Origin of the sequence: Nocardiopsis alkaliphila YIM 80379 (assembly GCF_000341005.1) — a bacterium.
GTDB classification, from domain to species: domain Bacteria; phylum Actinomycetota; class Actinomycetes; order Streptosporangiales; family Streptosporangiaceae; genus Nocardiopsis; species Nocardiopsis alkaliphila.
Genome location: NZ_ANBD01000022.1, coordinates 13,686 through 37,698, shown reverse-complemented (window position 1 = coordinate 37,698; position 24,013 = coordinate 13,686). Strand labels below are relative to the sequence as shown.

Genomic DNA, 24,013 nt, shown 5'->3' with positions numbered 1-24,013 from the left:
GCGGGGGTTGGCCATGGAGGCCGACAGAGTGGTGAGAAGAAGACGGCGCGCCCGTGGGGTGCGCTGCGCTCGTTCGGATGATGGATGTGCCGTGAGCATGTGGTCGCTCTCCGATACGTGAGGGGCGTCACCGGCCGGAAGGACCGGCGGGAAGCCACTTTTCTCGACGCGGCTGAACAGGAACCCAGCTGCCGGCCAACAGACGATCACTGTTGGGTGACGGGTCGCAACTCAGGGTGACATGAGGTGATTCTGGTCTGTTTCGGGTCAAAACGCTGTGGAGATGTCCCAGGGGCGGGGGAGAGGGACGGGGCCTGTGCGCGAGGAGGGGCCCGACCGAGAAAAGGTCCTCGTTCAAGTGGCGCTCGGGAGCGGTCCGTGTCCTCGGCCTCGCACCTCACCCGGGCTCTGAAGGTTCTTGTCGTCACGCCGTGCCAGACTCGCCATGTTGACGAAGGAGCCCGGTGGGAAGAGGGTGCGGTGACCGTGCGAGTCGAACGGCACAAGGTGAACGATGAGGCGATCGCCAAGGCGGTCGAGGACTTCGCCGATCGTCTCGGCGGCGACGTTCGGATGCAGCAGGAGAGTGGTCGGGACGGGTTCGGCTGGGAGATGATCGCCCGGGACCTTCAGGACTACGCGGGCGCGCGTTCGGTCACCGACCCACGCGCCACCGCCGACATCCGGGCCGCACTGTACTCGGCGGCCGAGGCCCGGGTCGGTGCGCTCATGTTGGACGGGGCGCCCCCGTCCGCGGAGTTCTCGGTCCACCTCACCTACACCGGAACCGGTGTGTTCTACCAGGACCACACCGACCAGGCCGACGAGGAGGAGGGAAACGGACAACGACCGGTCGCCCCCTTCGACTGGGCCCAGGCACTGTACCTGTGCGTCATCTCCGACCTGCACGAGAACTACGAGGGTCCCCTCGTTCAACTCGCCTCGACCTTCGCCGAGGAGCGGGTCCTGCATCGGGCGCTGGCCTTCTACGTCTACCCGGCACTGGGCGCCGACCGGGAGCAGCTCGTGGGGTACGTGGAGTCCGCGCTCGCCCCCTTCTTCGCCTCCCTTGGGCGAAAGCCCGGGGACCACCACCCCGACCTCGGCTCGGTCGACTCCGATCTGCTCTTCCTGCACGCCCTGCTCTCCCGCAACGAGGAGGCGTTCTGGGCGACCATGGCCGCCCGCCTGGCCTGGTTCCGGGACAACGACGGCGAGGACGCGCTCCGGTCGCTGCTTCCGGTGGCCGAACTCGCCTTCGCCGCCCTGGCGGTGCGGGTGGAGGGCTGGGAGATGCCGCTCGAGTCCGATTACCTGCCTCGATACCTGATCGAGGGAAGGAACGGGACCGAAGGACCCCGAGTCGGCCCCTACGGCGCGGACAAGGACCCCGCAGCACTGGCCGAACTCTCCCGGGGGCCGCTGGTGGTGGAGCGCCCCACGGAGGGATTCTCGAAGGAACGCACGGTCGAGGACATGTTCGAGCATGAGGACAAGGAGCTGGACGCCATCTGGAGGCCTGAAATCCTCCGGGACCGAATCGTCGACGCCTTGCGGTGGGCCAGAAACGGGGAGCTCATGAGTTTTCGCCACTACTCGGTCGTGGACCCCCAGGCCCGACACCCGCGTCAACTCGCCGCGCTCACCCACGCCTCCCAGTACGCGACGGCGGCCTTCGCCTGCGCCGCCGCGAAGGGCGACACGGTCGAGGTGACCATCGGGGAGACCACGGCCCCCATGCGCACGTTCGAGCCGACCTCCGACACCTCGGAGGGCGATCTGTGGATGGCCGTGGAATACGCCCTGCTGTCGGGGTCGCGCGAACGCCTGGAGACCCTGCTCGCTCACCCCGAAGGCATTTTTCAGCGACGCCAGGACCGGGGTTCCTCCGTCTTCGCTCGCTACGGGGTCGCCTTCCTGGCCTACCTGAGGTCCGAGCAAGGGCGGGGCGCGGACGGCTCCCCGGAACCGCGGGTGCGAGCGGCGATGGACGAGGCCCTCACCGCGCTCGCCGCCTACGACACACCGGGTTCCCCGCCGCCTCCGGTGCTGTTGCTCTCCCAACTCATCGCGCAGGACCCGGAGGGCTTCGACCTGGCGTTGGCCGATCGCCTGGAGGAACATCGGGAGGCGTACGGCATCGGTCATCGTGCCCAGGACTCCGATGGGCTGATCGACTTTCACGGCTTGGCGCTGGCCTGTTCGGCCCGGGCCAAGGGCTGGGAGGTGCGGGTGGAGAGTGACTACCTGCCCCAAGGGGTGCTCGAGCGGGCCGCCGGCATGTTCGACCGGCCCTGACCTTCGTGGGGCCTGGAGCCCGTTCGGGTGAGGGTGGCGTGGCGTCATCGCGACTCGAAGACCCCACCCGGCACGGGCCACGGGAAGGGGGCGGCGGCCGCAAGAACCGGCCACCGCCCCCTTGGGGGTCTCCCAGCGTCAGTGCGCGGCGGAGGAGGCCCGTTCGGTGTCCCCGCTCGGCTTCTCGCCTTGGGCCACGTCCTCGGGCGCAGCGGAGCGGCGCACCAGGAAGGTCGCGAAGAAGGCCAGCGTGGTGATCGCCGCACCCAGCATGAACGCGACGTGGATACCGTCGGCCTCGGCGAGGACGGTGTCCGTGCCGCCGGCCATCCGGTTCGCGGCCACCGCGGACATGACCGCGATGAACGCCGCCGTCCCCGCGGCACCGGCGACCTGCTGCACGGTGCCCACCACGGCGCTGCCGTAGGAGTACAGCCGGGGCGGCAGGGAGCCCAAAGCCCCGGTGAGCAGAGGTGTGAACATGAAGCCCAGCCCCACGCTCAGGAAGATGTGCGCGGTGACGATCATCCCGATCGTGGTCTCGGTGCCGAAGGTCGTCATGGCCCACATCACCAGGGTCACCACGGCGGCTCCCGGGGTGACCAGGGGACGAGGGCCGAAACGGTCGTACAGGCGGCCGACCACCGGAGCCAGCAGCCCCATCACCAGACCACCGGGCAGCAGGGCCAGCCCGGTCGCGAGGGTGTCGTGGCCCAGCACGTTCTGCATGTAGACCGGCAGCAGGATGATGACGCCGAACAACGCCATGAAGCTGGCCAGCACCAGACTGATGGAGATGGAGAACTGGCGGGAACGGAACACCCGCAGGTCCAGCAGTGCACGGTCCTGGCGCTGAAGCCGGATCTGCAACCACAGGAACAACACCAGCGCCACGGCGCCCACACCGATCGCGAGCAGGGGCGACACACCCACACTCGCGTCGGAGGCCTCACCCAGGCTGGAGAAGCCATAGACCAGACCACCGAAGGCCAAGGCCGACAACACGACCGAGGGCAGGCTGACGCGGGCGGCACGCGGTTCGGTGATGTTACGGATGAAGATCGAGCCCAAGGCCAGACCGAGCAGTGAGATCGGCAGGACCAGGCCGAACAGCCAGCGCCAATCCAGCACGTTCAGGATCAGACCGGACAGGGTCGGGCCGACGGCCGGTGCCACGGCCATGACGATGGAGATGTTGCCCATCACACGGCCACGACGGTCGGCCGGGACCATGTTCAGTACGGTCGTCATGAGCAGCGGCATCATGATCGCGGTACCGGAGGCCTGCACGATCCGACCCGACAACAGGACGGTGAAGTTCGGTGCCAGGAAGCAGATCAGGGTGCCGAGACTGAACAGGCTCATCGCGGTGATGAACACCTGTCTGATGTGGAACCGCTGCAGCAGGAAACCGGTCACGGGGATGACCACGGCCATCACGAGCATGAAGGCGGAGGTCAGCCACTGCCCGGTGGCGACCGAGATCCCCAGGTCCCGGTTGAGCACGGGCAGGGCCACACCCATGATCGTCTCGTTCAGGATGACGACGAACGCCGAGACCAGGAGAAGCGGGATGACGAGCCGGGTGGCGCGCGTATCGGCGCCCTCGTCGGTGGTGGTTGCGGTGGTGTGCCTGGACACGTACTTCCTTGCGCGCTCGTGGGTGGGCTGGAGGTTCGGGGGTGTGGGAGTCGCGTCGGTGGCCGATTCGCTCCAACGAGGAGTTAACCCCGTCGCCCAGGGCAATATTCCGCTGTACGACTCGGAAAGGAAAGGGGTTTTCGCCACGAAGGGACCGCTCTGTTCGGTCTGCGCGGACAAGCGCCCCTCACCACCGGCTCCTCACCTGACCCGAGCAAGGAACGTGCCCTTGACCACACCCCTGCCGGGCTCCTCCCTTCCCAGGCTTCGATTCGAAGCCTGGGAAGCGGCCACCAACGCGGACCCTTGCCTGAAGAATTGCCCGCAGGAGCCGTTCGGGCGTCGAACACGGCCCCTGAACCTTCGGCCCCGCCCTCCTTCGCTCCGGTTCCCGCTAACAGCCGCGGTCGCGGGTACACAGATACGCCACACCCACCAGGAACACCGCCCAAAGCGTCAGCAGAACCAGAGCCACCAGCGGACGCGGAGCGCCCGGCGCCACTTCCAATCCGGAGATCGCGTGCACGAGCTCCCCTGGCAGGTAACGCGAAACCACGTCCATGGCCTTACCCGGGAACCATCCCAGGACGGCCGGCAACGCCGACAACCCCAACGCCCCGGCCACACCGCCGGGCAACGAACGGGTGCACGTGGCGAAGGCCAACGCCACCGTGCCGTAGAAGGGGGCCATCAGCACACTGCCACCCACCACGCGCGCCACCCCCTCCACCGTGGGAGAGGCCGTCGCACCACCGGTCAGGGCGGCCACCGACTGCCCGACCCCGTAAGCGGCCACACCCGCTGCCAGACCACACAGCAGGGCCCCCGTCGCCACCGCCAGAGCCGAGGCGGCAAGACGCCGCCCACGACGCGGGGCGGCCAGCAATACGACGCGGTTCAGCCCCGTGGACTGTTCGGCCGTCACGAACGAAGCGACCAGGAAGACCACCACGATCGCTGCCGCGTCCATCCCGAGCATCGAGGTGGACACCACGTCGAAGGCGGACATGTCCGATACCCGTGTTCCAGTGGTCGTCTCCGCCGTGACCAGGAACAACGTCGCAACGGCCGCCCCGACCAGGGCGCACACGAGCGGAGCGGCCCGCAGATGGGGCAACGTGCTCGAACGGGTCCACTCGGCGGCCACCGTCGCGCCGAATCCGGGAACCTTCGCGGTGTGGCTCAGCCGGGAACCGCGCGTCTTGGTGCCGTGAACATCGCCCCTCATCGGTTCCCCTCCTGGCCGGTCTCGTCGCCGTTCAGGGCGAGGAAGGCCTCCTCCAAACCGGTGCGCAGCGGAGTGAGCTCGTGCAGAACGAGCCCTTCCCGCGCGGCCAGAGAACCCAACGTGGAGGAATCAGGGCCCACCACCTCCACCGTGTCCTCACCCACCCGACGCACCACCGAGTCCCCCTCCACCAGTCGCACCAACTCCTCCACCCGCGGGGAGACCACCCGCACGCGAAAAGCGCCGCTGCCCCGAGAGAACTCCTCCACCGGCAGGTCCGCGATCAAGCGTCCCTTCCTCAGCACCAGCACATGGTCGGCGGTGGCCTCCATCTCACCCATCAGGTGACTGGAGACGAACACCGTCCGCCCTCGCCCGGCCAGATCGCGCAACAATCCCCGAACCCAGGCGATGCCCTCCGGGTCCAGACCGTTGAGCGGCTCGTCCAGGACCAGAACGCGCGGGTCGCCCAGCAACATCGCCGCGATCCCCAGACGTTGCCGCATCCCCAGCGAGAACCCGCCCACCCTCCGGGTGGCGACGTCGGCCAGGCCCACCTCGTCGAGCAGGTGGTCGGCACGGGCGAAAGGGATACGCCCCGCTCGGCACAGCCACCGCAGGTGATCACGGGCACTCCGGCCAGGATGCGGGGCCTGTGGGTCCAAGAGAGCGCCCACCGTGCGCAACGGATCGGGCAGGTCGCGGTAACCGAGCCCATGGATCCGGGCCCTGCCCGAGGTGGGTTCCTCCAACCCCAGGAGTATCCGCATCGTCGTGGTCTTTCCCGCCCCGTTGGCCCCGAGGAAGCCGGTCACCCGACCCGGATGGACTCTGAAGGACAGGTCGTCCACGGCCGTGGTGTCCCCGTGGCTTTTGGTGAGCGAGTCGACCTCGATCACCGGTGTCGTCGTGGTCATGACTCCACCATGGGGGTGGCCGACGCGCCGGACCCGGAGGATTCGTCACGACCATCCCGTGACAGATGTCAGGGGTGAGAGGCGGCCCCACGGCCGTAGGGTCGAAGCCCGAGCGAAGAAGGGGCCGACGAAAGGCGACGGGTGGCGACAGAGCGGGGGAGCGAGGACGAACCTCGCATGGTGGAACGACGGCGGACCTTCCTCTTGGGCGGTGCCTTCCTAGGGCTGTGCACGTTGCCAGGGTGGGCGCTGGCCGCCCCGGACCACCCCGCCGCCCTGGTCGTGACGGCCGGAGCGCTGTACGCGGCCGCGTGCGTGGCGACGGTGCCCCTGGTGGGAGAGCGGTCGTTGCCCTGGCGGGTGATCACCTGCGTGGGGCTGCTGGCCATCGGGTGGGCACTGCTGTTCTGGCTGGGGCCGAACAACACCTGGATCCTGCTCTACGCCCTGGTGGTCGTCGCCGCGCTGCTGCCCCTGGCCTGGAGCCTGGCCCTGACCACGGTCGCTATGTTCGCCCTCCTGCTCTGGGGCTCGCTCACCGGGGAGTTGCTCGCACGCATCCCGGACCTGCTCATGGTCGCCTCCATCACCGCCGTCGTCGGCCTGCTGGTCTGCCTGACCGAAGCCAACGCCGAACTCCGTCGAGCCCGAGGACGGATCGCCGAACTGGTCACCCTCCGTGAACGCGAACGCTTCGCCCGCGACCTGCACGACATCCTCGGCCACAGCCTCACCACCATCGCGGTCAAGGCCGGTCTGGCCCGCAGGATCCTGGACAAGGGAGGAGACCAGGACCAGGCCTCGGCGCAGGTCGGCGAGATCGAGGAACTGTCCCGGCACGCTCTGGGGGACGTGCGCGCCACCGTCGAGGGCTACCGCCGGGTGCGTCTGTCCGAGGAGTTGGCCAACGCGGTCGAAGCCCTGCGCAGCGCCGGGGTGGACGCCGAACTGCCGCAGGCGGTGGACGACCTCGAACCCCGACTGCGTTCGGCCTTCGGGTACGTGCTGCGCGAGGCCATCACCAACGTGGTGCGTCACTCCGACGCCGACCGGGTCCGGGTGCGGTTGGGAAGGGATCGGATCGAGATCACCGACGATGGTCGAGGAAGCCCTCAAGGCCGGTTCGGTAACGGGCTGGCCGGTCTGGAGGAGAGGATGCGAGCCGTGGGTGGTGGGTTACGCACCGGCCCCGGGCTGCTCGGTGGCGAGCGGGAGGGGTTCACGGTGTACGCGTACGGGGGCCGAGCGCCTGTTTCCGAGCGTGGAGGAGAGAGCGAATGATCCGGGTGCTGGTGGCCGATGACCAGGCACTGGTGCGCGGAGCTCTGGCCGCCATGCTGGACCTGGAATCCGACCTGGAGGTCGTCGCCCAGGCGGCCTCGGGGGAGGAGGCTTTGACCGAAGGGTTGCGTGCCCGCCCCGATGTGGCCCTGCTGGACGTGCAGATGCCCGGAGGCGATGGATTGCGAGCGGCTGAACTCTTCGACGAACGACTGCCCGAATGCAGGGTCATCATGTGTACGACCTTTGGGCGACCCGGTTATCTGACCCGCGCGATGGCGGCGGGCGCGAACGGATTCGTGGTCAAGGACGCGCCACCCGAGCACCTCATCGACACCGTGCGCCGGGTGTATCGAGGGCTGCGCGTGATCGATCCGCAGCTGGCCACCGAGTCTTTGACCAGCGGGCCCAGCCCGCTCACCGAACGCGAGCGCGATGTGTTGCGCGCGGTGGCGGACGGGGCCACCGCTGCGGCTGCGGCGCGGCGACTGTGTTTGAGTTCGGGGACCGTGCGCAACCATCTGTCCGCCGCCATGGGCAAGCTGGACGCCCGAACCCGGGTGGAAGCGGCTCGGATCGCCGAGGAGAGGGGCTGGCTGTGAGACAAGGGGTAAGGGCCCTGGAGTAATCCGGTGTATCAGGCCAATCCGGTCAAGATTGAGAACCCGGACCTTTCTCCTCTGCGGATTCTTTTTCCTTTCTTCCCCATGCGCGAATTCGAGAGAAATCCCTACGAACTCGTGTTCGTTCCGCTAGTTTGGAAACCAGCCAAGAAAAACCCGGCCGGGTGCGTCAACACCAGACCGGGTTGTGGTCGGCGCCTGCGTGAATAGACGTGTCGACCGTGCCACCTACCTGCTGAACCAGGAAGGCGACTCATTGTGGAGTCTACCTCTCTCGACCCCTGTGCCACACCCGAAACCACGGATTCGGCCCGGAATTTCATCGCTCGCAAACGTCCTCGGAAAGCGATGGAAGGGGTGGGGTACATTCTGATGCTTTGGGTCGGCCGGTTGCACAAGAGGGGCCTGCTGCCCTCCTTGCGGTCGATCTCCGTGACCCGACAAAAGCCCCCCGACCTCGATCGGGAACTGCTGGAGCGGGCGCGGGCGTCGTTCGTCCAGGCCAGTGCCACCCTCGCCGCCGATCTTGAACCCGCCCACTCGGCGAAAGATCATCGCTGAACTGCGTCAATGCCTCGCCGCCTGAGGCAGGAAGAAATCTATGACGTAAAGGTGCCGGTTCGATGTGTAATAACAGAGTCAAAGAACACAAACGAACTCTCCCGTACACGTTCACTCCGGTCCTTCGAGCACAAGAAATATTCAGAAGACTCGTGAAAGGACGTGGGGCCCGATAACGAACCGGTGCCTTCGCGCCTGCGGTCAGCGCTCGTGCCTGAGATCCTTGATGGCCGCGTACTGGGGAAGCATCGGATTGGAAGTTTCATGGCCACGCACCATCACGTGCTGCTACTTACCGTTGCGTCCCGCGCCATCCGAATGGTGATGCCGCTTTATGCCGCGTCGTGCCGCCTGGTGATGTCCCGGTCCAAAACCGCGGAGCACGAACGGAGCACGCACCGGCCCCTGGCGGTGTCCGATGGTCATGGGGGAAGCCACCTCGGAGGATCGCGACGGCTTGGCCCCGCTTCCTTCCGGCCCGAACAGCGTGCAGTCGGTGCGGACTCCCAGAGCAGGGTCTTGGCTACGTTGTGCACGTTTCCCGCCGCCCACCGCGAGGCCTTCGTGCTCCGTGCGGAGGAGAGGTTCTCCTATGCCGAGATCGCTCAAACCGACCAGACACGGGGGGATATTTCACTCGAGGCTGACAGAGAGGGGTGGGGAGTGGATCAGACGTCGTTCTCGCGCACGAGATGGGTGAGCTTTCGGCCGAAGAACACCACGACGGCCAAAGTGACCACGCTCACCAAGGCATAGGGCGCACGGAGCGCGTCCGCCTGGCTCGTGTGCGGGGATAGGAAGGACACCATTACGCCGCCGAGCGCCATGCCCACGGCGCTCATGCCCCAGGTGACGGTGCGCATCGCGGCGTTCACCCGTCCCAGTAGATGATCCGGCACGATCCTTTGGCGAATGGAGGTCATGGCGACCCCATATCCCAACACCAGGCCGCCCGCGAGAAAGTACACGCCGGCCACCACCATCGTGACCGGGAACAGCGCCACGGCCAGATAGAGGAGACCGCTTCCGGCCAGGCATACCACCGGTAGGCTGCCGTGCGGAAGAACACTACGCAGCCACGAGACGATCTGGCCCCCGGCGATTCCTCCGACAGCGGCGAAGGCCATGAGTAGCCCGAAGCCGACCGAACCGAGTCCCAAGGTATCGCGGACAAACAGGACTTGTGTGGAGAGCATGGTCGCGAAAGCGGTGTTGACGAACACCGCCACAACCGCCACAGCTCGCAGAAGCGGCTGATTCCACAGAGCCCGCACACCCTCCGTCAGGTCCGATCCCACGCGACGGAGCCCTCGTGAGGCGGGGACCGCAGTGGAGGACGCGGGAACCGGAGGAGCGGTGGCACGCACCCGCAGCAGAGCCGCGACCGACACCAACAGCGCGGCGATGTTGAACAAGAACGGGACGAACAACCCGAGCGTCAGCACGAAACCGCCCAGAGGACGTCCGCCGAACTCCTGCGCCACCAGGGCTCCGGATCGGAGGTGCCCGTTCGCGCGTTCCAACCGCTCCTTGGGCACCAAGGAGGTCACCGTGGTCTCGGTCGCCGTGTCGTAACAGACTTCGAGCGCACCGAAAACCAGTGCGAACACCGCCAAGAGAGGGATGGACGCCCACCCGAAGAACACCACGACGGCGAGAAGAATCCAGAGCAGCATGCGCAGGGAATTGGCGGTGACCATCAGCGTTAATCTGGGTACTCGGTCCACCAGGACTCCGGCGGGAAGTGCCAGAAGTAGCCAGGGCAGTCGTCCGAAAGTAGCCACCAATGCCACGAGAGCGGCATTGCCTGGAGCCAAGGAAGAAGCGAGCCACGGTAACGCGATCATCGCCACGCCGTCGCTGATATTGGAGGCCAGTGACGCGGACCAGAAGGCCCAGAAACTTCCACCGAGTGGTGCCGTCGACACCTTGCTCGTGGAGTCGGTCATGGAGGCAACGCCAATCTTCCTGGTGAACAGGTGCTTCGGGGCGATTTCGAACAGGGGGATCGGAACGCCGTGTCAGGTCAACAGTAAAGCCATGCTGATCAGGTCGTCGAATTCATCGGGGCCAGGAGGCTTATTCATAGGCCTTGAAGTATCGGGTGAAGAAGTACAGGCCGATGATCACGGACAGGGCATGGACGCGGGCGCAGGTCGGGGCGCGGCGGGGGCCGGGTTCGACCTCCCCTTTGCGTCAGGTTCCGGAGGACACGGGGTTCCTGTCGCCCCGGGCCGGGCAGAGCAGCCGGACGGTGCCCTGGACACCGGAGTGGTCTTTCCACAGAACAAGCTGGCCTGCCCGGCCACGGTGGACCAGGGCAGCCTCACCTACCTGGCCGTGCGCAAGACCGAAACAGGTGGCGAGGCCCGTTTCGAGTTCGGGGCCCACGCCTTCGGTCCTCGCGCCCGCGAACTCGCGGAGTCCATGAACGCGGCGATCGCCACGTGGGGGCACGTCCATCGCAATGGATCCGGGCCACGCATTGGCTTCCACCCCAACGCCACCGACCCGCAGTCCCTGCCCGAGGGCCGGGTCCTGCCCAAGCGGCACGGGTCGGTCGTCACCTCCTGGCCCGATGAAGGCCAGGCCGCGTCACACGACCTCGGCCACGAGGAGTAACCCCTATGGACACCCCTTCGGTCCCCAGCGTCTTCGACGACTTCACCCTCGACATCTGCGGGTCTGACACCGCCAGAGGTAGATCGTCCCGGTGCTGATCTCCAGATCGCCTGCCATATTCGCGACACCGCGCCGCTTCGGGTCGGACCCAAGACCATGCGGAGGAACCGGGCCGGGTATCCACGGCCTCCACGATGCCTCCTAACGGTCAGGCGTCCCCAGGATCCACGAATCCGACTCCGAAGAACGTAGGACACATCGGTGCTCCTGATCGGCCGAGAACGTCGACCGAACTCGTGATCGGGGCCGTGGGTCTGAGAGTGCGGGGCGCGGGTGCTCGGTTGGACCTTTGGCCTGGGGTGATGGGCGTCACGTCCGCTAAAGCGCCCCCGGCAAGGTTCCCGACGCACCGTCGGTATATTTGCCGATGGTGCGTCGGGAAAGGTGCGCACCCACCCCAACGAGAGGTCTGACATGTTCCTAGCCATGCGCGAACTGTGGTTCGCGCGTTCCCGCTTCGGCCTCATGGGAAGCGTGGTGGCGTTGATCTCCGTGCTGATGGTGCTTCTATCCGGCTTGTCGTCCGGCCTGGTCGAAGACGGTGTCTCCGGTCTGCAACGCCTACCCGTCGACGGCTTCGCCTTCGATGAGGAAACCGAGGTCGGTTCGGCGTTCTCCCGCAGCCTGGTGGACGAAGAACAAGCGCAGCAATGGAGTGACCGCCCCGACGTGGAGGAGGCCGCCTTGTTCGGCAACCTCCTCGTCAACGCCCGTAGCGACAAGGACGTCCCCGTCGATCTGGCCCTCTTCGGAGTGGAAGAGGACTCCTTCCTGGCCCCGGAAGCCGCCGAAGGCGAGGGTCTGGGCAAGGACGACGGTCTGGTCGTGTCCCAGAGCGCGATCGAGGAAGGCATCGCCATCGGTGACGTTCTCTCCGTGGAGCGCCTGGGAACCGAACTGGAAGTGGTCGGTGCGCTGGAGGACAAGCACACCTACGGCCACGTCGATGTCGCCTATCTGCCCCTGCACACCTGGCAGGAGATCTACTCGGGCGCCCAGCCGGGACAGGAGGTGGGCCCCGAGGCCTACACGGTGGCCACGGCCGTGGCTCTGCGGGCGGCTTCAGACACCGAGATCGACCATGCCGCCGGTGACTCGGCCGCGCAGACCATGAGCCTGACCCTGGAAGAGTCCTTCGCCGCCTCCCCGGGCTACAGCGCGGAGACCTCGACCCTGAACCTGATCCAGGCCTTCCTCTACGCGATCTCGGCCCTGGTGATCGGTGCCTTCTTCACCGTGTGGACCATTCAGCGAAAGCACGAACTCGCCGTGCTGCGCGCGATGGGTGCCTCCACCGGATACCTCATGCGTGATGGCCTCGCCCAGGCTCTGGCCATCCTGGTCGTCTTCTGTGGACTCGGCCTGGGTGTGGGTATCGGCGTGGGCTCCTTGATCACCGGTACGGGGATGCCGTTCCTTTTGGAGACATCGGCGATCACCACGGCCGCGGTGCTGCTGATCGTTCTGGGTCTTCTCGGAGCCTTGGCGGCCATCGTGCGTATTTCCTCAGTCGACCCTTTGACCGCGTTGGGAGGCCGGCGGTGACGATCACGGCAGGCTCTGATTCCAAGACACATGGCAAGAACACCTCGGGGCTCGTCCTGGAGGGAGTGACCCTGCGGTTGGGAGACGGTGATTCGACCGTCACGGCCCTGGACGATGTGAACCTCACGGTCGCCCCCGGGGAGTTGGTCGCCGTGGTCGGCCCCTCCGGTGCGGGCAAGTCCAGTCTGCTCGCCGTCGCGGGTGCCCTGACCGCACCCGACACGGGGACCGTGCGGGTGAACGAGCACGAACTCACCGGGCTGTCCAAGCGGGCCCAGGCCCGTTTCCGCCGAGAGAACATCGGGTTCGTCTTCCAGTCGGGCAACCTGCTCGCGGCGCTCACGGCGGTCGATCAACTGCGCATGGCCGCCCACATCGCCGGAGGGCGAGAACAGCGTGATCCGCGTGAGCTGCTCCAGGCCGTGGGCATGGGAGACAAGGCGAACCGGCGTCCGCACCAGCTCTCCGGTGGTGAGCGCCAGCGCGTGGGGATCGCACGAGCTCTCATGCTGAAGCCGTCGGTCCTGCTCGTGGACGAACCCACCGCCGCCCTGGACCGCAAACGCAGCCATGAGGTCGTTCGTCTGCTGGCGGAGGAGACCGAGCAGGCCAACGTGGCTACCATGATGGTCACCCACGACCACGATGTCCTGGAGTACTGCGACCGGACGTTGGAGATGATGGACGGTCGCCTATCGAACTGAGTACGCGCAGGAGGGCCCTTGCCTCGGATCAAAGCCGCCACGCTTGCCGAGCACAGGGCCAACCAGCGACGTGCCGTGCTCGACGCGGCCAGGGAGATCCTGGTCGAGGTGGGCGGTGAGGCCCTGTCGTTGAGCGGTGTCGCCGCACGGGTGGGGTTGGCGCGTTCCAGTCTCTATCAGTACTTCGATTCACGTCAGGATTTGTTGGACGCTCTTGTGGCGGACCTGTTCCCGCGATGGTCGCAGATGGTGACCGAAGCGATGGAAGCGGAGCGCACACCCGCTCGCCGTGTCCTTTCCTACGCGAACGCGAACCTGCGGTTGGTGGCCGATGGAGAACACGTGGTGGCAGGAGCACTGGCCGCCGCCTCACCCGGAATGGACTTCGCCGAGCGCAGCCGTGTGATGCATGAACAGATCATGGCGCCTTTGACCGGAGCCTTGCGGCAGCTGGGAGTCCCCGACCCCGAGGCGACCGCGGAATTGGTGAACGCCGTGGTCCACAAGGCCTCGCGCATGATCGAGTCCGGAGTCGCGGAGAGGGAGGTTCGTACGCGGGTCGAAGAGCTGCTCACACCCTTCCTGGTGGGGTATGAGAAGGGCTCCGCGAGCACGTAGCCGGTCCTGTCCGGGTGCGGGCTCAGCGCTCTGAGCGGTCCTTGGAGGGTCGCCTGTCATACGGGTCACGGCCGGGTCGTGACCCGTTCGATGGCTTCGGCTTCTCCAGAGCGTTCACGAGCGTCGCTCCCAGAGTGGTCGGGGAGGAGCGGGAGACAGTGCTGCCTCGCACCCGCTCACCCCTGAACGCTGCCGCGCCGCGAAAGTGGATGGTCGATAGCCAGCGTGGCTAGCAGAGGGCGTTCGAGTGAGGGCCGCTTCCGCCGGGCGGCGGCACCGCGGGCCTGTTCGCCCTGGTCGATGAAGCCCTCGGTGTCTTGGGGGCGACCATCAACGAAGGAAGCAGGCCATGACCGGCGACGTCATCAGGTCGCCGACCTGACCGTGCGTTATCGCGGAGCCAAGGAGGCGGCCGTCGAGGGGGTCGAGGGGATGGAGTTCTCGGTGCCGGTCGGCGAGGCGTTCGGGTTCCTCGGGCCCTCGGGCGCCGGTAAGTCCACCGTGCAGGACGTGCTGATCGGCCTGCTGTGCCGTTACCAGGGCGACGTCCGCGTCTTCGGCCGCCCGCAGGGGGCGGCAGGGCTCGTTCGAGTAGGTCCCGGATCCTATGGTGATATCTCGCTACATTCGGCATCAAGTCGAAGCCATGGGGTAACGAAAAGATGATCAGCACCCTCACCCCCAGGGAGACCCCATGCTGAGACGCATCCTTCTGCCCCTCCTGAGCGCGTTGGCTCTGACACTGGTCAGCGTCGTACCGGCCACCGCGGACCCCGCTGAGCAACCCCGGCGGATGAGCCAGACCGTCCTGTACTACGACTCCAGCCAGGCCGCCGAGTACACCTCCGCGGTCGCCGCGGCGGTGAACGTGTGGAACTCCAGCGTCGACAACGTCCGTTTGGAACCGGCCCCCGCCGGCCGACGCGCCGAGATCCGCGTCATCACCGACGACGGCTGGCCCCGCGCCCACCTGGGCCCGGTACGCCCCGGCGGGCAGGTCACCGTCTGGATGGGCCGCCAGGGCACCGCCGAAGGCTACGACGCCATCCGCATCGCCGCGCACGAACTCGGCCACAGCCTGGGCCTGCCCGACGCCAAGCCCGGCCCCTGCTCGTCACTGATGTCGGGCTCCACCGGCGGCGTGAACTGCACCAACCGTGCCCCCAACGCCTCTGAACGCTCACGGGTGGAGGCCAACTACGGCAGTGGCCTGGCCGGCCGGAGCGTCACCGACGGCCGACTCCTGGTCGACCGCCTCTGACCAGGCCCACCGACTCTCTCGCGGTGTCGGTCCGCCCGTCTATGGGCCGGCACCGCGCCCTCTGCGGCCGGGTTCGTGTTCCCTCCTGTGAGGGGTGGGGACAATGGTCCCCATGGACTTTTCCGATCCTCTCCCGGCGACCAGCAGCGAGGAGGAGGGCCGACGCGCCGCCCGGGTGGCCCTGCTGCCCGTGGGCAGCCTCGAACAGCACGGCCCGCACCTGCCGCTGACCACGGACACCGTCATCGCCTCCGTGTTGGCCCGGGTCCTGGCCGACTCCGAGCCCGGACTGCGTTTGCTACCCCCACTCGCCTTCGGCTGTTCCCACGAACACGCGGCCTGGCCCGGGACGGTCAGTGTCTCGGCACCCACCCTGCACGCCATGGTCGCCGACGTCGCCGCTTCCTTGCGCGCCGCCGGTACACCCAAGCTGGTCGTGGTCAACGGCCATGGCGGCAACCACGTCTTGGCCAACCTGGTGCAGGCCTCCGGCGGTGACATGGCGCTCTTTCCCGGTCCCCACGACTGGGAGGCCGCCCGCGAGGCCGCCGGGATGAGCACCACCAACGACCGGGACATGCACGCCGGTGAACTGGAGACCTCCGTCCTGCTGCACGCCCGCCCGGACTTGGTCCGGACCGGCCATGGGGAGGCCGACCACCTCGCCGACCGTCGCGATCACATGCTCACCACCGGCCTGTCCCGCTATACCCGGTCGGGGGTGGTGGGGTTGCCCTCACGTGCCACGGCCACCAAGGGACGCGACCTTCTGGCGTACCTGGCCAAGACCTTCGCCGGATACCTGGCGGCCTTGGACCCCAAGTAGTCGCCACAGCAGTACCACCCCGCCGGGCAGGGCGGCCACCAGGGCGAGCAACCCGTAGACCACGGACACGGTCACCCCGACCACCGAACCCAGCCCGGCGGCCCCGAAGGCCAGCGCGGTCACCGCTTCCCGGGGACCCCACCCGCCGATGTTGGCCGGCACGCTCATCGCCACCAGGGCCAGCACGGCCAGAGGCAGCAGAGCCGGCGTGGGCGCGGTGACCCCGGCCGCTCGCGCGGCCACCAGGAACAGCGTCACGTGCCCGGCCAGGGCCGCCACCGACGACAACAGGACTCCGGGCCCGGTCGCCATGGTGCACAACCCGGCCCGGGCGTCCTGAACGGTCGTGGAGAGCGCGCGCCACCAGCGGGCACCGCGCCTGCGCCCCAACATCCAGCCGACACCGATCACCGTCATCGCCAAGACCACCACGCCCAGGGACGTGGCGATGGTGAGCAGGCCCGGCCCCAACAGGGCGGTGGGCAGGGCGAACAGCAACGCCGCACCGGTCGCGGCCAACACCACCTGGCCGACCATGCGTTCCAGTACCACCGCGCGCACGCCTCGGGGCACGTCCCCGGCGTAACGTCCGTGGCTGAGCGCTCGGTGCACGTCACCGAGCACTCCGACGGGCAGTACGGCGTTCAGGAAGACCGCTCGGTAGTAGTCGCCCACCGCCCGCACCCAGGGCAGCCGTAGTCCCACTCCTCGTGCCACCAAGAGCCAACGGGCGGCGCTCGTCAAGGTGGTGGCCAGGCCGATCCCCAGGGCCGCGAACACGGTGGAGGCGTTCACCACCCCGAACGCGTCGGTGAAGGCTTCCAAGGGGTACCACCACACCACCGCGACCAGGACCGACAGGCCCAGGAATGGACGTGCCCACCGGGCTCGTGGCCCGAAGAGGTGTCCGCGCGAGGCTCCTTCGGATTCGGGAGCCGGCGCGCTCGTCCCTGCGGCTTCGCGTTCGTTCATGGGCACATGATGCTCGCCTGGCCGGTCAGCTCGCGGGCAGGGCGAGCAGGTCGGTGTGTTCCACGTGCGCCCCCAGTTCACCTGTTTCGCACTGGTTCAGGCGACGCTCCGGGTAATCGGGCGGAACCGAGGCCGGGTCCTGTTCGGTGGCGGCTTCGACCCAGCCGCGCAACCACTCCCGGGTCAAAGCGGAGTGCTCGGGGCACAGCCGCCACGGGCTGGGGAAGGTCAGCACCCGCCACCCCAGGGTCTGGAAGACCTCGACGGTGACGGGGACCGCGTCCGGACCCAGGAGCCCTCGGCGGCGTTGATGGTCGTTGAAGGCCGTGGTGATGACGGGATCGGCCGGATCAGTGGGGAACAGTTCCACCCGGCCCGTCACGGACAGGGTGAACAGGGCCGCGCAGTCGGCCCCGACCACGGCCCGAGCCAGGGATTCCACCTTGTGGCGGTCCAGCAGGTCCAGCAGCGCCGATCCGGTCACCACGTCGATTCCGTCCAGGTCCCCGATGGTCAGCTCGCCCAGGTCCTGTCGGCACATGCGAGCGTTGACCGTGGAACCGTCGGCGGAGGTGCGCGGCATGCGCGCCCCGGCCAAGTCCAATAGGCAGGGGTCCAGGTCGTAGAGCGTCCAGGACTGGGCTCCGGACAGACGCGGCGCCAGCCATCGGCCCTGGGAACCGGAACCGCACCCCAGGTCGGCGACGCGGATGGGGCGCCCGCCTGCTCCGGCGCCCCGTGCGCTCAGGTGGACCCGCAGGGGGTCCAGCAAAGCGGTGGCTCGGGCATCGGCGTCGGCCTTCTCACGCATTGCCAACCATTGGGGGGTGAAGGCCGGGGAAGCGGGGTCGGACGTTGAGCTCAACGGAACTCCTCCAAGAGGGAGTCAGGTCACCGGTCCAGGCGTACCTCTTCCTCCCACTCTGCCAGTCGTGGTCGGGTCGGGTGGACGTGATGCTCGCATCGGGTAGGTGATCGCTCGCCATGCCGGGCGCGCATCGTGGCCGTGTCGAAGTACCTACCCGGTTCGACGCCGGACGTGGGGTGCTCGCGACGGGTTCGGGGAGAAACGGCCCCTGAGGGCGGCCCGGTCCTCGATGCAAGGGCCGGGCCGTGGGTCGGTGTGGACGGTTCAGACCTTCTTGGCCATGCCCGCGTATTGGGGCAGGTCGCGGATCGTGCCCACCTCGGTGGGGTCGGGACGCCAGCGGAGCACCGACACCACCCCGGGTTCCACCTGCTCCAGACCTTCGAAGTACGAGGCGAACTCGGGGACGGTGCGCATGATGTAGGGCTGGGCCACGTGTTCCTGCCACAGCCGCATGCCCTCCAGTGCGTTGGGGTCGGGTGCGGCTTCGCCGCCTTCGGGAAAGGCGCCGTCGCACACGGCCAAGAGACTGCCGGTGGGCAGGGCGTCCACGTAGGCACGGACCAAACGCAAGGCCTCTTGGTGGGGGAAGTGTCCCATGGTGCCCATCAGGGTCAGCAGGATGGGCCTGTCGAAGTCCAGTGTTCGTCGGGCGGCTTCCACCACCTTGTCGATCTCGCGCAGGTCCTCGCCGACGAAACGGGTGCTTTCGGGTGCGTCGCCCACCAGGAGCGCACGGGCGTGCGCCAGTACCAGAGGATCGTTGTCCACGTAGACCACGCGTGCCTTGGGGGCGAGGCTCTGGGCGACCTCGTGGGTGTTGTCGGCGGTGGGCAGTCCGGTGCCGATGTCGAGGAACTGGTCGATGCCTTCTTCCCGGATCGCGTAGGTGACCGAACGGCGTAGGAAGAGTCGGTCACCGATGGCCACCTCGGCCACCTGGGGAAAGAGGTCCTTGATCTTGTCACCGATTTCTCGGTCGACGGGATAGTTGTCCTTGCCGCCGAGCCAGTGGTTCCAGACTCGTGCGGTGTGCGCGGTGGTGGTGTCGATGGGTTGTTGCGCCATGAGGGCCTCTCGGCTTCGGGGGGCTTTGCCGGCAACGGATCGGTAACCGGAGTCTGCTGCCGACGCAGGTGCCGGCGCAAGGGCGAAAGCCTTACGGATTCGGGCTTTGCGTGCATCAGGCGCACTCCGAGGGAGCGCCCGTGGACCCTGCCGGAGGTGGACTCCCAGCTCAGGTGGGCGGGGAACGCGGCCGAAGGAGGGGCCCGAACAGCCTCGCCATGGCCTGTGGAGGATCGAACCTCTTGGTGCGTGCTCACGCTCGAACGCGTGGGTGGGCCGGTCCTTCGCGCGTGGCCGGACGTGGCCGAGTGCGACCAACGGATGGTTCGGTCACACCAGATCAAGGACCCGGTCCATCGCCCGGGCCGCTTCGTCCCAGCCCGCCAGGTCACCGCGCCGGGATCGGGCCGAGGCCCGCAGTCGCTCCCGTACCCGTGGTTCGGTGAGCCAGGAGCGCAGCGCGTCAGCCAACGCCCGGGGCCGTCCCGGAGGCACCAACAGCCCCGGCACGCTCGCGTCCGAGGCCCGTCCCAAGGCCTCCGGCACCCCGCCCACCTCGCCGGCCACCACCGGCACACCCCGGGCCAGCGCCTCGGTGACGACCATGCCGTAGGTCTCCGCCCGTGAGGGCAACACCAACAGATCCGCGGAGTCGTAGGCCGCCTCCAGTTCCGGGCCACGCAAGGGCCCGGTGAAGCGCACCCGCTCCCCGGCGCCGGGGAGCGGGGTCCCAGGGCCGACGCAGACGCACTCCCACACCAGATCGTCCAGGTCGCTCAGCGCCTCGAACAGCACGTCGTGGCCCTTGCGCGGGGTCAACGACGCCACACAGAGCAACCGGGGAACGGCTCCGGCCGTGTCCTCGAAGCCGCTGCCGCGCGCGGGTGGGGCCGGGTCCACCCCCGGTGGCACCACCGCCACACGGTCCAGACCATGGTGTTCGCGGATCCACCGCGCCGCCCACTCTCCGGTGGCCACCACCGTCGCGCAGGAGCGCAGTACCGCGCGTTCCCGGATGTCCAGGTTCTGGGCCCGCTCGGGGTCCAGTCCCGTCTCCTGGGACAAGGGCAGGTGCACCAGTACCACCAGACGCAACCGGCGGGCCTGGGGGAGGATCACCTCGGGCACCCCGCAGGCCACCAGCCCGTCCAACAGGACCCGGCCGCCGTCGGGTGCCCTCTCCAGGACCCGGGAGAGGGCGGCGCGTCCTTGCGGGCCCGGACGTGGCCAGGCGCCCGCGACCGGGACCGTCCTCAACAACCCACTCCCGGCATGGGTGATCCGCAGGTCGTACAGGGTGCCCCCGCTGGGCATGTCGGTCGCGGGCACCACGAAGGGGATGGTCACAGTTCGCGTTCGTAACAGGCCCAGGCCACGTGCGATTCGTGCAGGGTCACGGTCATGGAGGTCAACCCGTCGGCGTGTTCGCCCAACGCCCCCTGGACGATCCGCTCGGCCAACCGGTCGGCGACCACCTTGGCCAAGAACTCGGTGGAGGTGTTGATCCCGGCGAACTCGGGGACCTCGTCCAGGTTGCGGTAGTTCAGTCCACCTACCACCTCACCCAGTTCTCGGGTGGCCGCGCCGATGTCGACCACGAGGTTGTCGGGGTCCAGCTCGGGACGCCGCAGGGTCACGTCCACGATGAACGTCGCCCCGTGCAGGGCCTGGGCGGGTCCGAACACCTCGCCTTTGAAGCTGTGCGCGACCATCAGATGATCACGGACGGTGACGCTGAACAAACGAGTCCTCCTCGGGTCGGGCTGGGCGGAGAGGGCCAGGGGTCTCGGGCGGGCGGAGCCGGGGGCGGGTCGGCTTCGCACCGGCCCTGACCCGCTGGGTACCTGCTCAGGTGGGGTCGTAGTCGATGCGATGGCACAGAGCGTTCAGGCGCCCGGCGGCCAGGGCCGGAAGTACCTCGGGCAACTCCTCGAAGTGACTCTGCCCGCTCAGCAGGGCATCGAAGGTGGAATCGGTGAGCAGGCGCAACGCCAGCGCCAGACGTTCGGAATGGTCATAGCGCGATCTACGGGCGGGGGAGATCATGCCGACCTGGCTGGCCCGTACCGCCAAACGGTGGGAGTGGAAGTCTTCGCCCAGGGGCAGGATCACCTGACGGTCCCCGTACCAGCTCAGTTCCACCACCTCGCCTTCGGGATGCAACAGTTCCAGGGAGCGGACCAGACCCGCCTCACTGGCGCTGGTGTGGAAGACCAGGTCCCGGTCGTCCGCGGCGTCCTGGGGAAGGGTGAAGTCCACCCCTAGTCTCGCGGCGACCTCGGCGCGATCGGGGTCCACGTCGACCAGCTGCACCCGGGCTCCCGGCACCTGGGAGACCAGGCGTGCCACGGTGCATCCCACCATGCCGGCGCCGACCACCGTCACCCGGTCACCGATCAGGGGGGCGGCGTCCCACAGCGCGTTCACGGCGGTCTCCACCGTGCCGGCCAGGATCGCCCGGCTCGCCGGTACGCCTTCGGGCACCACCGCCACGGCCGAGGCGGGCACCACGAAGTGGGTCTGGTGCGGGTAGAGGGTGAACACCGTCCGGCCCACCAGGGACTGCGGCCCTTCCTCCACCACGCCGACGTTGAGGTAGCCGTACTTGAGGGGGCCGGGAAAGTCGCCCTCTTGGAAGGGGGCTCGCATCACCCCGTACTGGTTGGGTGGGACTCCGCCACCGAAGACCAGTGTCTCGGTGCCGCGGCTGATACCCGAGTGGAGGCTGCGTACCAGGACCTCGTCGGGGCCGGGGTCGGGCAGATCCATTCGTCGGATCTCTCCCGCTCCGGGTGAGCGCACCCAGAAGGCACGCGCGGTCCTTCCCATACCTCAACTCCTTTCGGTGACGCCGGTGGGTGCCGGCCGTGTTCGCCACAACCCCACCACATCACGTCCGAAGGACCACACTAGGGCGGCCAACGCTCCCGTGACCGTTGCCGTGGTCACCGTTTCGGGTAGTAGCTCGGAGGCCGCCACCAGCAGGACGACCCCTTGTGCCGCGGCCACCGTCTTGCGCGCCGTGCTCGGTGGTAGGGGGCGGTCTAGCCATGGGGCGAGCCAGGAGGCGAGCGCGAACAGGTAACGCATCACCCCGATCACCAACACCCAGGGCCCTAGTCGCAGGGCCACTTGCACGCTGAGCACCAGGATGAGGAAGGCGTCCGCTTCCATGTCGAAGCGGGCACCGAAGTCGGAACAGGTGCGGGTTCCTCGTGCCACCAGGCCGTCGACCCAGTCCAGGACGAGGGCGGGAGCGACCACGGCCACCAGTGTCGCGGTGTGCGCGCCGTCGGCCACCAGGGCGGTGGCCGTGCCGATGAGGGCGACGCGAGCCAGGGTCACGAGGTCGGCCGGTCCCAGGGTGCGGCGCCCATGGTGTCGGATGGCGACCAGGAGCAGTGCCGTGACCGCCGGCGCGTAGACGGTGGCGGCCACCCATCCCCACGGGCTCAGCCCGACCATCACACCGAGTAGGGCCAGCAGGGCGATCTGGGCGCACAGGGCCGTGGCCGGTCGCCAGAGGGAGGGATCAGTCACGAAGGTCGGTCCGGCCGTCGTCGAGGTGGGGCAGGTCGTGGCCCAGCCGGTCGCGTTTGGCCGTCAGGTAGTCGATGTTCTCCTCGTGCGCGGGCACCAGCAGCGGCACCCGCGCGGCCACCTTGATCCCGTGCTCCTCCAAGGTGCGGACCTTGTCCGGGTTGTTGGACAGCAGGCGTATCGAACGCACGCCCTGGTGGCGCAGCGACCGCGCGGCCGGGCCGTAGTCGCGCACGTCCACGGGTAGTCCCAGCGTGGTGGCCGAGTCCACGGTGTCCAGGCCCCGTTCGTCCTGAAGTGCCATGGTGCGGACCTTGTCCACCAGGCCGATCCCGCGTCCTTCGTGTCCGCGCAGGTACACCAGCACGCCGCGGCCTTGGGCCACGATCATGTCCAGGGCGGCCTGGAGTTGGTCGCCGCACTCACAGCGCAACGCACCGAAGACGTCTCCTGTCAGACATTCGGAGTGCACACGGACCAGTACCTGTTCGCCGTCGCCGATCTCACCCAGTGCCAACGCCAGATGTTCTCGCTCGTCGATGGGGTCACGAAAGGCGGTGCAGCGGAACCGTCCTCGACGCAGGACCAGTTCGGATTCGGAGATCGACTCCTCCTCCAGCGCGTGTTCGTGCATCTGCCCCCTTCCGTCGCCGGACGCGACACATCCGGGCGCCTGCCCACCCGTGGGGAAGGTAAAACCTCCTTGAAGGAAAGGGGGCTTCAGGAACCCGTGCGCTTGGAGGGATCCGGGGCGTTTTCGGGTAGGTCCACCCGGATCTCTCCGCCCAGGGCGGCACCACCCTCCAATTCCAGGGAGTCGCCGCTCCAGAACCGCCCCGGGTCGTAGAAACCCGGACGTCGCCCCTTGGGGAGCAGGCCCATCTCCTGGTAGGTCAAAGCCACGACCTCGGCGCAGTAGGCGGTCTCCAGGCGGCGTTCGCGCGCTCGACGCCCGAACGGCATACGCCCCAGCGCCCACCTGCCGGCCAACTGGGCGGTGGAGGGGAAGGGGGTGCCGTTGAGACGGGCCACCATGCGCAGGGCGGCGTCCTGCATCTCCTTGCCGGCTGTGGGTTCCAGCTGACGAAGCCATCCTTGTTGGCCGTAGCGGTGTCCCCAGACCAGGACGGCGTCGCGCAGGTCGTGCAGTTGCACTCCGCGCTGGTGGGTGCCGGTCCACATGTCCACCAGGGAGCGGCCCAGTTCGGCGTGCCACATCAACGGGGGCAGGTCGTCGATCACCAGGGACATGCCGACGTGGTTGACGGGGCTGTTGGTGGTGATCTGGATGGCCCGGTCCGGCACGCTGGTGCCCCGGAACACCCACAGGTCACCGGTTCTGGTTAGTTCGACCGCTTCGTCCAGGTTCAGGCTCGTGTC

General features: G+C 68.0%; 23 protein-coding genes and 1 pseudogene. 11 read left to right on the top strand and 13 right to left on the bottom strand.

Annotated elements, in window-relative coordinates; all coding sequences use genetic code 11:
* Nucleotides 1-480 precede the first annotated feature (480 nt).
* Nucleotides 481-2,298: an immunity 49 family protein gene (locus D472_RS0102720; protein WP_017602970.1), complete on the top strand. Its 1,818-nt coding sequence runs from the start codon at nucleotides 481-483 to the stop codon at nucleotides 2,296-2,298.
* Nucleotides 2,299-2,436: 138 nt separating this feature from the next.
* Here the strand turns inward: D472_RS0102720 and D472_RS0102715 are convergent, their stop codons facing one another.
* The 3 genes from D472_RS0102715 to D472_RS0102705 form a co-directional block, all read right to left on the bottom strand.
* Nucleotides 2,437-3,939, bottom strand: a complete 1,503-nt coding sequence (locus tag D472_RS0102715) for an MDR family MFS transporter (protein WP_017602969.1) — start codon at nucleotides 3,937-3,939, stop codon at nucleotides 2,437-2,439.
* A gap of 394 nt (nucleotides 3,940-4,333) precedes the next feature.
* On the bottom strand, nucleotides 4,334-5,167 hold the full coding sequence (locus D472_RS27945) for a hypothetical protein (protein ID WP_017602968.1): 834 nt from the start codon (nucleotides 5,165-5,167) through the stop codon (nucleotides 4,334-4,336).
* Complete coding sequence (locus D472_RS0102705; RefSeq protein WP_017602967.1) at nucleotides 5,164-6,084, bottom strand: ATP-binding cassette domain-containing protein; 921 nt, start codon at nucleotides 6,082-6,084, stop codon at nucleotides 5,164-5,166. Before D472_RS0102705 ends, D472_RS27945 begins: the two co-directional genes overlap by 4 nt.
* A gap of 177 nt (nucleotides 6,085-6,261) precedes the next feature.
* On the opposite strand from D472_RS0102705, the gene D472_RS26565 reads away from it, so the two are divergent.
* The 3 genes from D472_RS26565 to D472_RS0102690 all read left to right on the top strand — a co-directional run bounded on the left by D472_RS26565 (nucleotide 6,262) and on the right by D472_RS0102690 (nucleotide 8,549).
* Nucleotides 6,262-7,365, top strand: a complete 1,104-nt coding sequence (locus tag D472_RS26565; protein WP_017602966.1) for a sensor histidine kinase — start codon at nucleotides 6,262-6,264, stop codon at nucleotides 7,363-7,365.
* Nucleotides 7,362-7,967 carry a response regulator transcription factor gene (locus D472_RS0102695; protein ID WP_017602965.1) on the top strand — a complete coding sequence of 202 codons (606 nt, stop codon included), beginning with the start codon at nucleotides 7,362-7,364 and terminating at the stop codon, nucleotides 7,965-7,967. Before D472_RS26565 ends, D472_RS0102695 begins: the two co-directional genes overlap by 4 nt.
* Nucleotides 7,968-8,345: 378 nt before the next feature.
* On the top strand, nucleotides 8,346-8,549 hold the full coding sequence (locus tag D472_RS0102690; protein WP_152447878.1) for a hypothetical protein: 204 nt from the start codon (nucleotides 8,346-8,348) through the stop codon (nucleotides 8,547-8,549).
* 668 nt (nucleotides 8,550-9,217) lie between these two features.
* Here the strand turns inward: D472_RS0102690 and D472_RS0102685 are convergent.
* A complete protein-coding gene (locus tag D472_RS0102685; RefSeq protein WP_026117319.1) occupies nucleotides 9,218-10,498 on the bottom strand; it encodes an MFS transporter in 1,281 nt (426 codons plus the stop codon).
* A 190-nt stretch (nucleotides 10,499-10,688) separates the two neighbouring features.
* Between D472_RS0102685 and D472_RS0102680 the strand changes: the two genes are divergently transcribed.
* The 7 genes and pseudogenes from D472_RS0102680 (at nucleotide 10,689) to D472_RS0102655 (ending at nucleotide 16,185) form a co-directional block, all read left to right on the top strand.
* Nucleotides 10,689-11,171 carry a hypothetical protein gene (locus D472_RS0102680; RefSeq protein WP_152447877.1) on the top strand — a complete coding sequence of 161 codons (483 nt, stop codon included), beginning with the start codon at nucleotides 10,689-10,691 and terminating at the stop codon, nucleotides 11,169-11,171.
* Between the two features lie 486 nt (nucleotides 11,172-11,657).
* Nucleotides 11,658-12,776 carry an FtsX-like permease family protein gene (locus tag D472_RS0102675; RefSeq protein ID WP_239642895.1) on the top strand — a complete coding sequence of 373 codons (1,119 nt, stop codon included), beginning with the start codon at nucleotides 11,658-11,660 and terminating at the stop codon, nucleotides 12,774-12,776.
* Nucleotides 12,773-13,480: an ABC transporter ATP-binding protein gene (locus D472_RS0102670; protein ID WP_017602960.1), complete on the top strand. Its 708-nt coding sequence runs from the start codon at nucleotides 12,773-12,775 to the stop codon at nucleotides 13,478-13,480. The genes D472_RS0102675 and D472_RS0102670 overlap by 4 nt, the downstream gene beginning before the upstream one ends.
* Nucleotides 13,481-13,498: 18 nt before the next feature.
* On the top strand, nucleotides 13,499-14,098 hold the full coding sequence (locus D472_RS0102665) for a TetR/AcrR family transcriptional regulator (protein WP_017602959.1): 600 nt from the start codon (nucleotides 13,499-13,501) through the stop codon (nucleotides 14,096-14,098).
* 312 nt (nucleotides 14,099-14,410) lie between these two features.
* Nucleotides 14,411-14,665 (top strand): annotated as a pseudogene (locus tag D472_RS28960) (ATP-binding cassette domain-containing protein); the annotation flags it as partial.
* A gap of 127 nt (nucleotides 14,666-14,792) precedes the next feature.
* On the top strand, nucleotides 14,793-15,359 hold the full coding sequence (locus D472_RS0102660; protein WP_017602958.1) for a snapalysin family zinc-dependent metalloprotease: 567 nt from the start codon (nucleotides 14,793-14,795) through the stop codon (nucleotides 15,357-15,359).
* A 112-nt stretch (nucleotides 15,360-15,471) separates the two neighbouring features.
* Entirely contained in the window at nucleotides 15,472-16,185 is a 714-nt protein-coding gene (locus D472_RS0102655) for a creatininase family protein (protein WP_026117318.1), read from the top strand.
* Here the strand turns inward: D472_RS0102655 and D472_RS0102650 are convergent.
* The 9 genes from D472_RS0102650 to D472_RS24655 all read right to left on the bottom strand — a co-directional run bounded on the left by D472_RS0102650 (nucleotide 16,096) and on the right by D472_RS24655 (nucleotide 24,004).
* A complete protein-coding gene (locus D472_RS0102650) occupies nucleotides 16,096-17,157 on the bottom strand; it encodes a lysylphosphatidylglycerol synthase transmembrane domain-containing protein (protein WP_017602956.1) in 1,062 nt (353 codons plus the stop codon). The two genes, D472_RS0102655 and D472_RS0102650, sit on opposite strands and share 90 nt — an antisense overlap.
* A 25-nt stretch (nucleotides 17,158-17,182) precedes the next feature.
* Complete coding sequence (locus tag D472_RS0102645; RefSeq protein WP_026117317.1) at nucleotides 17,183-18,022, bottom strand: methyltransferase domain-containing protein; 840 nt, start codon at nucleotides 18,020-18,022, stop codon at nucleotides 17,183-17,185.
* 267 nt (nucleotides 18,023-18,289) lie between these two features.
* Nucleotides 18,290-19,093 carry an SAM-dependent methyltransferase gene (locus D472_RS0102640; protein ID WP_017602954.1) on the bottom strand — a complete coding sequence of 268 codons (804 nt, stop codon included), beginning with the start codon at nucleotides 19,091-19,093 and terminating at the stop codon, nucleotides 18,290-18,292.
* Nucleotides 19,094-19,423: 330 nt separating this feature from the next.
* Nucleotides 19,424-20,440, bottom strand: coding sequence for a glycosyltransferase family 4 protein (locus D472_RS0102635; RefSeq protein ID WP_017602953.1), 1,017 nt, complete (start codon nucleotides 20,438-20,440; stop codon nucleotides 19,424-19,426).
* A complete protein-coding gene (locus D472_RS0102630) occupies nucleotides 20,437-20,835 on the bottom strand; it encodes a 6-pyruvoyl trahydropterin synthase family protein (RefSeq protein ID WP_017602952.1) in 399 nt (132 codons plus the stop codon). Before D472_RS0102630 ends, D472_RS0102635 begins: the two co-directional genes overlap by 4 nt.
* Nucleotides 20,836-20,941: 106 nt before the next feature.
* Nucleotides 20,942-21,922: a zinc-dependent alcohol dehydrogenase gene (locus D472_RS0102625; protein ID WP_017602951.1), complete on the bottom strand. Its 981-nt coding sequence runs from the start codon at nucleotides 21,920-21,922 to the stop codon at nucleotides 20,942-20,944.
* Between the two features lie 3 nt (nucleotides 21,923-21,925).
* Complete coding sequence (locus D472_RS0102620) at nucleotides 21,926-22,633, bottom strand: CDP-alcohol phosphatidyltransferase family protein (protein WP_017602950.1); 708 nt, start codon at nucleotides 22,631-22,633, stop codon at nucleotides 21,926-21,928.
* Nucleotides 22,626-23,267 (bottom strand): GTP cyclohydrolase II, encoded by a 642-nt coding sequence (locus tag D472_RS0102615; protein ID WP_017602949.1) that lies wholly within the window; start codon nucleotides 23,265-23,267, stop codon nucleotides 22,626-22,628. Before D472_RS0102615 ends, D472_RS0102620 begins: the two co-directional genes overlap by 8 nt.
* Nucleotides 23,268-23,353: 86 nt before the next feature.
* Nucleotides 23,354-24,004 carry a hypothetical protein gene (locus D472_RS24655; protein WP_033303020.1) on the bottom strand — a complete coding sequence of 217 codons (651 nt, stop codon included), beginning with the start codon at nucleotides 24,002-24,004 and terminating at the stop codon, nucleotides 23,354-23,356.
* Between the last annotated feature and the right edge of the window lie 9 nt (nucleotides 24,005-24,013).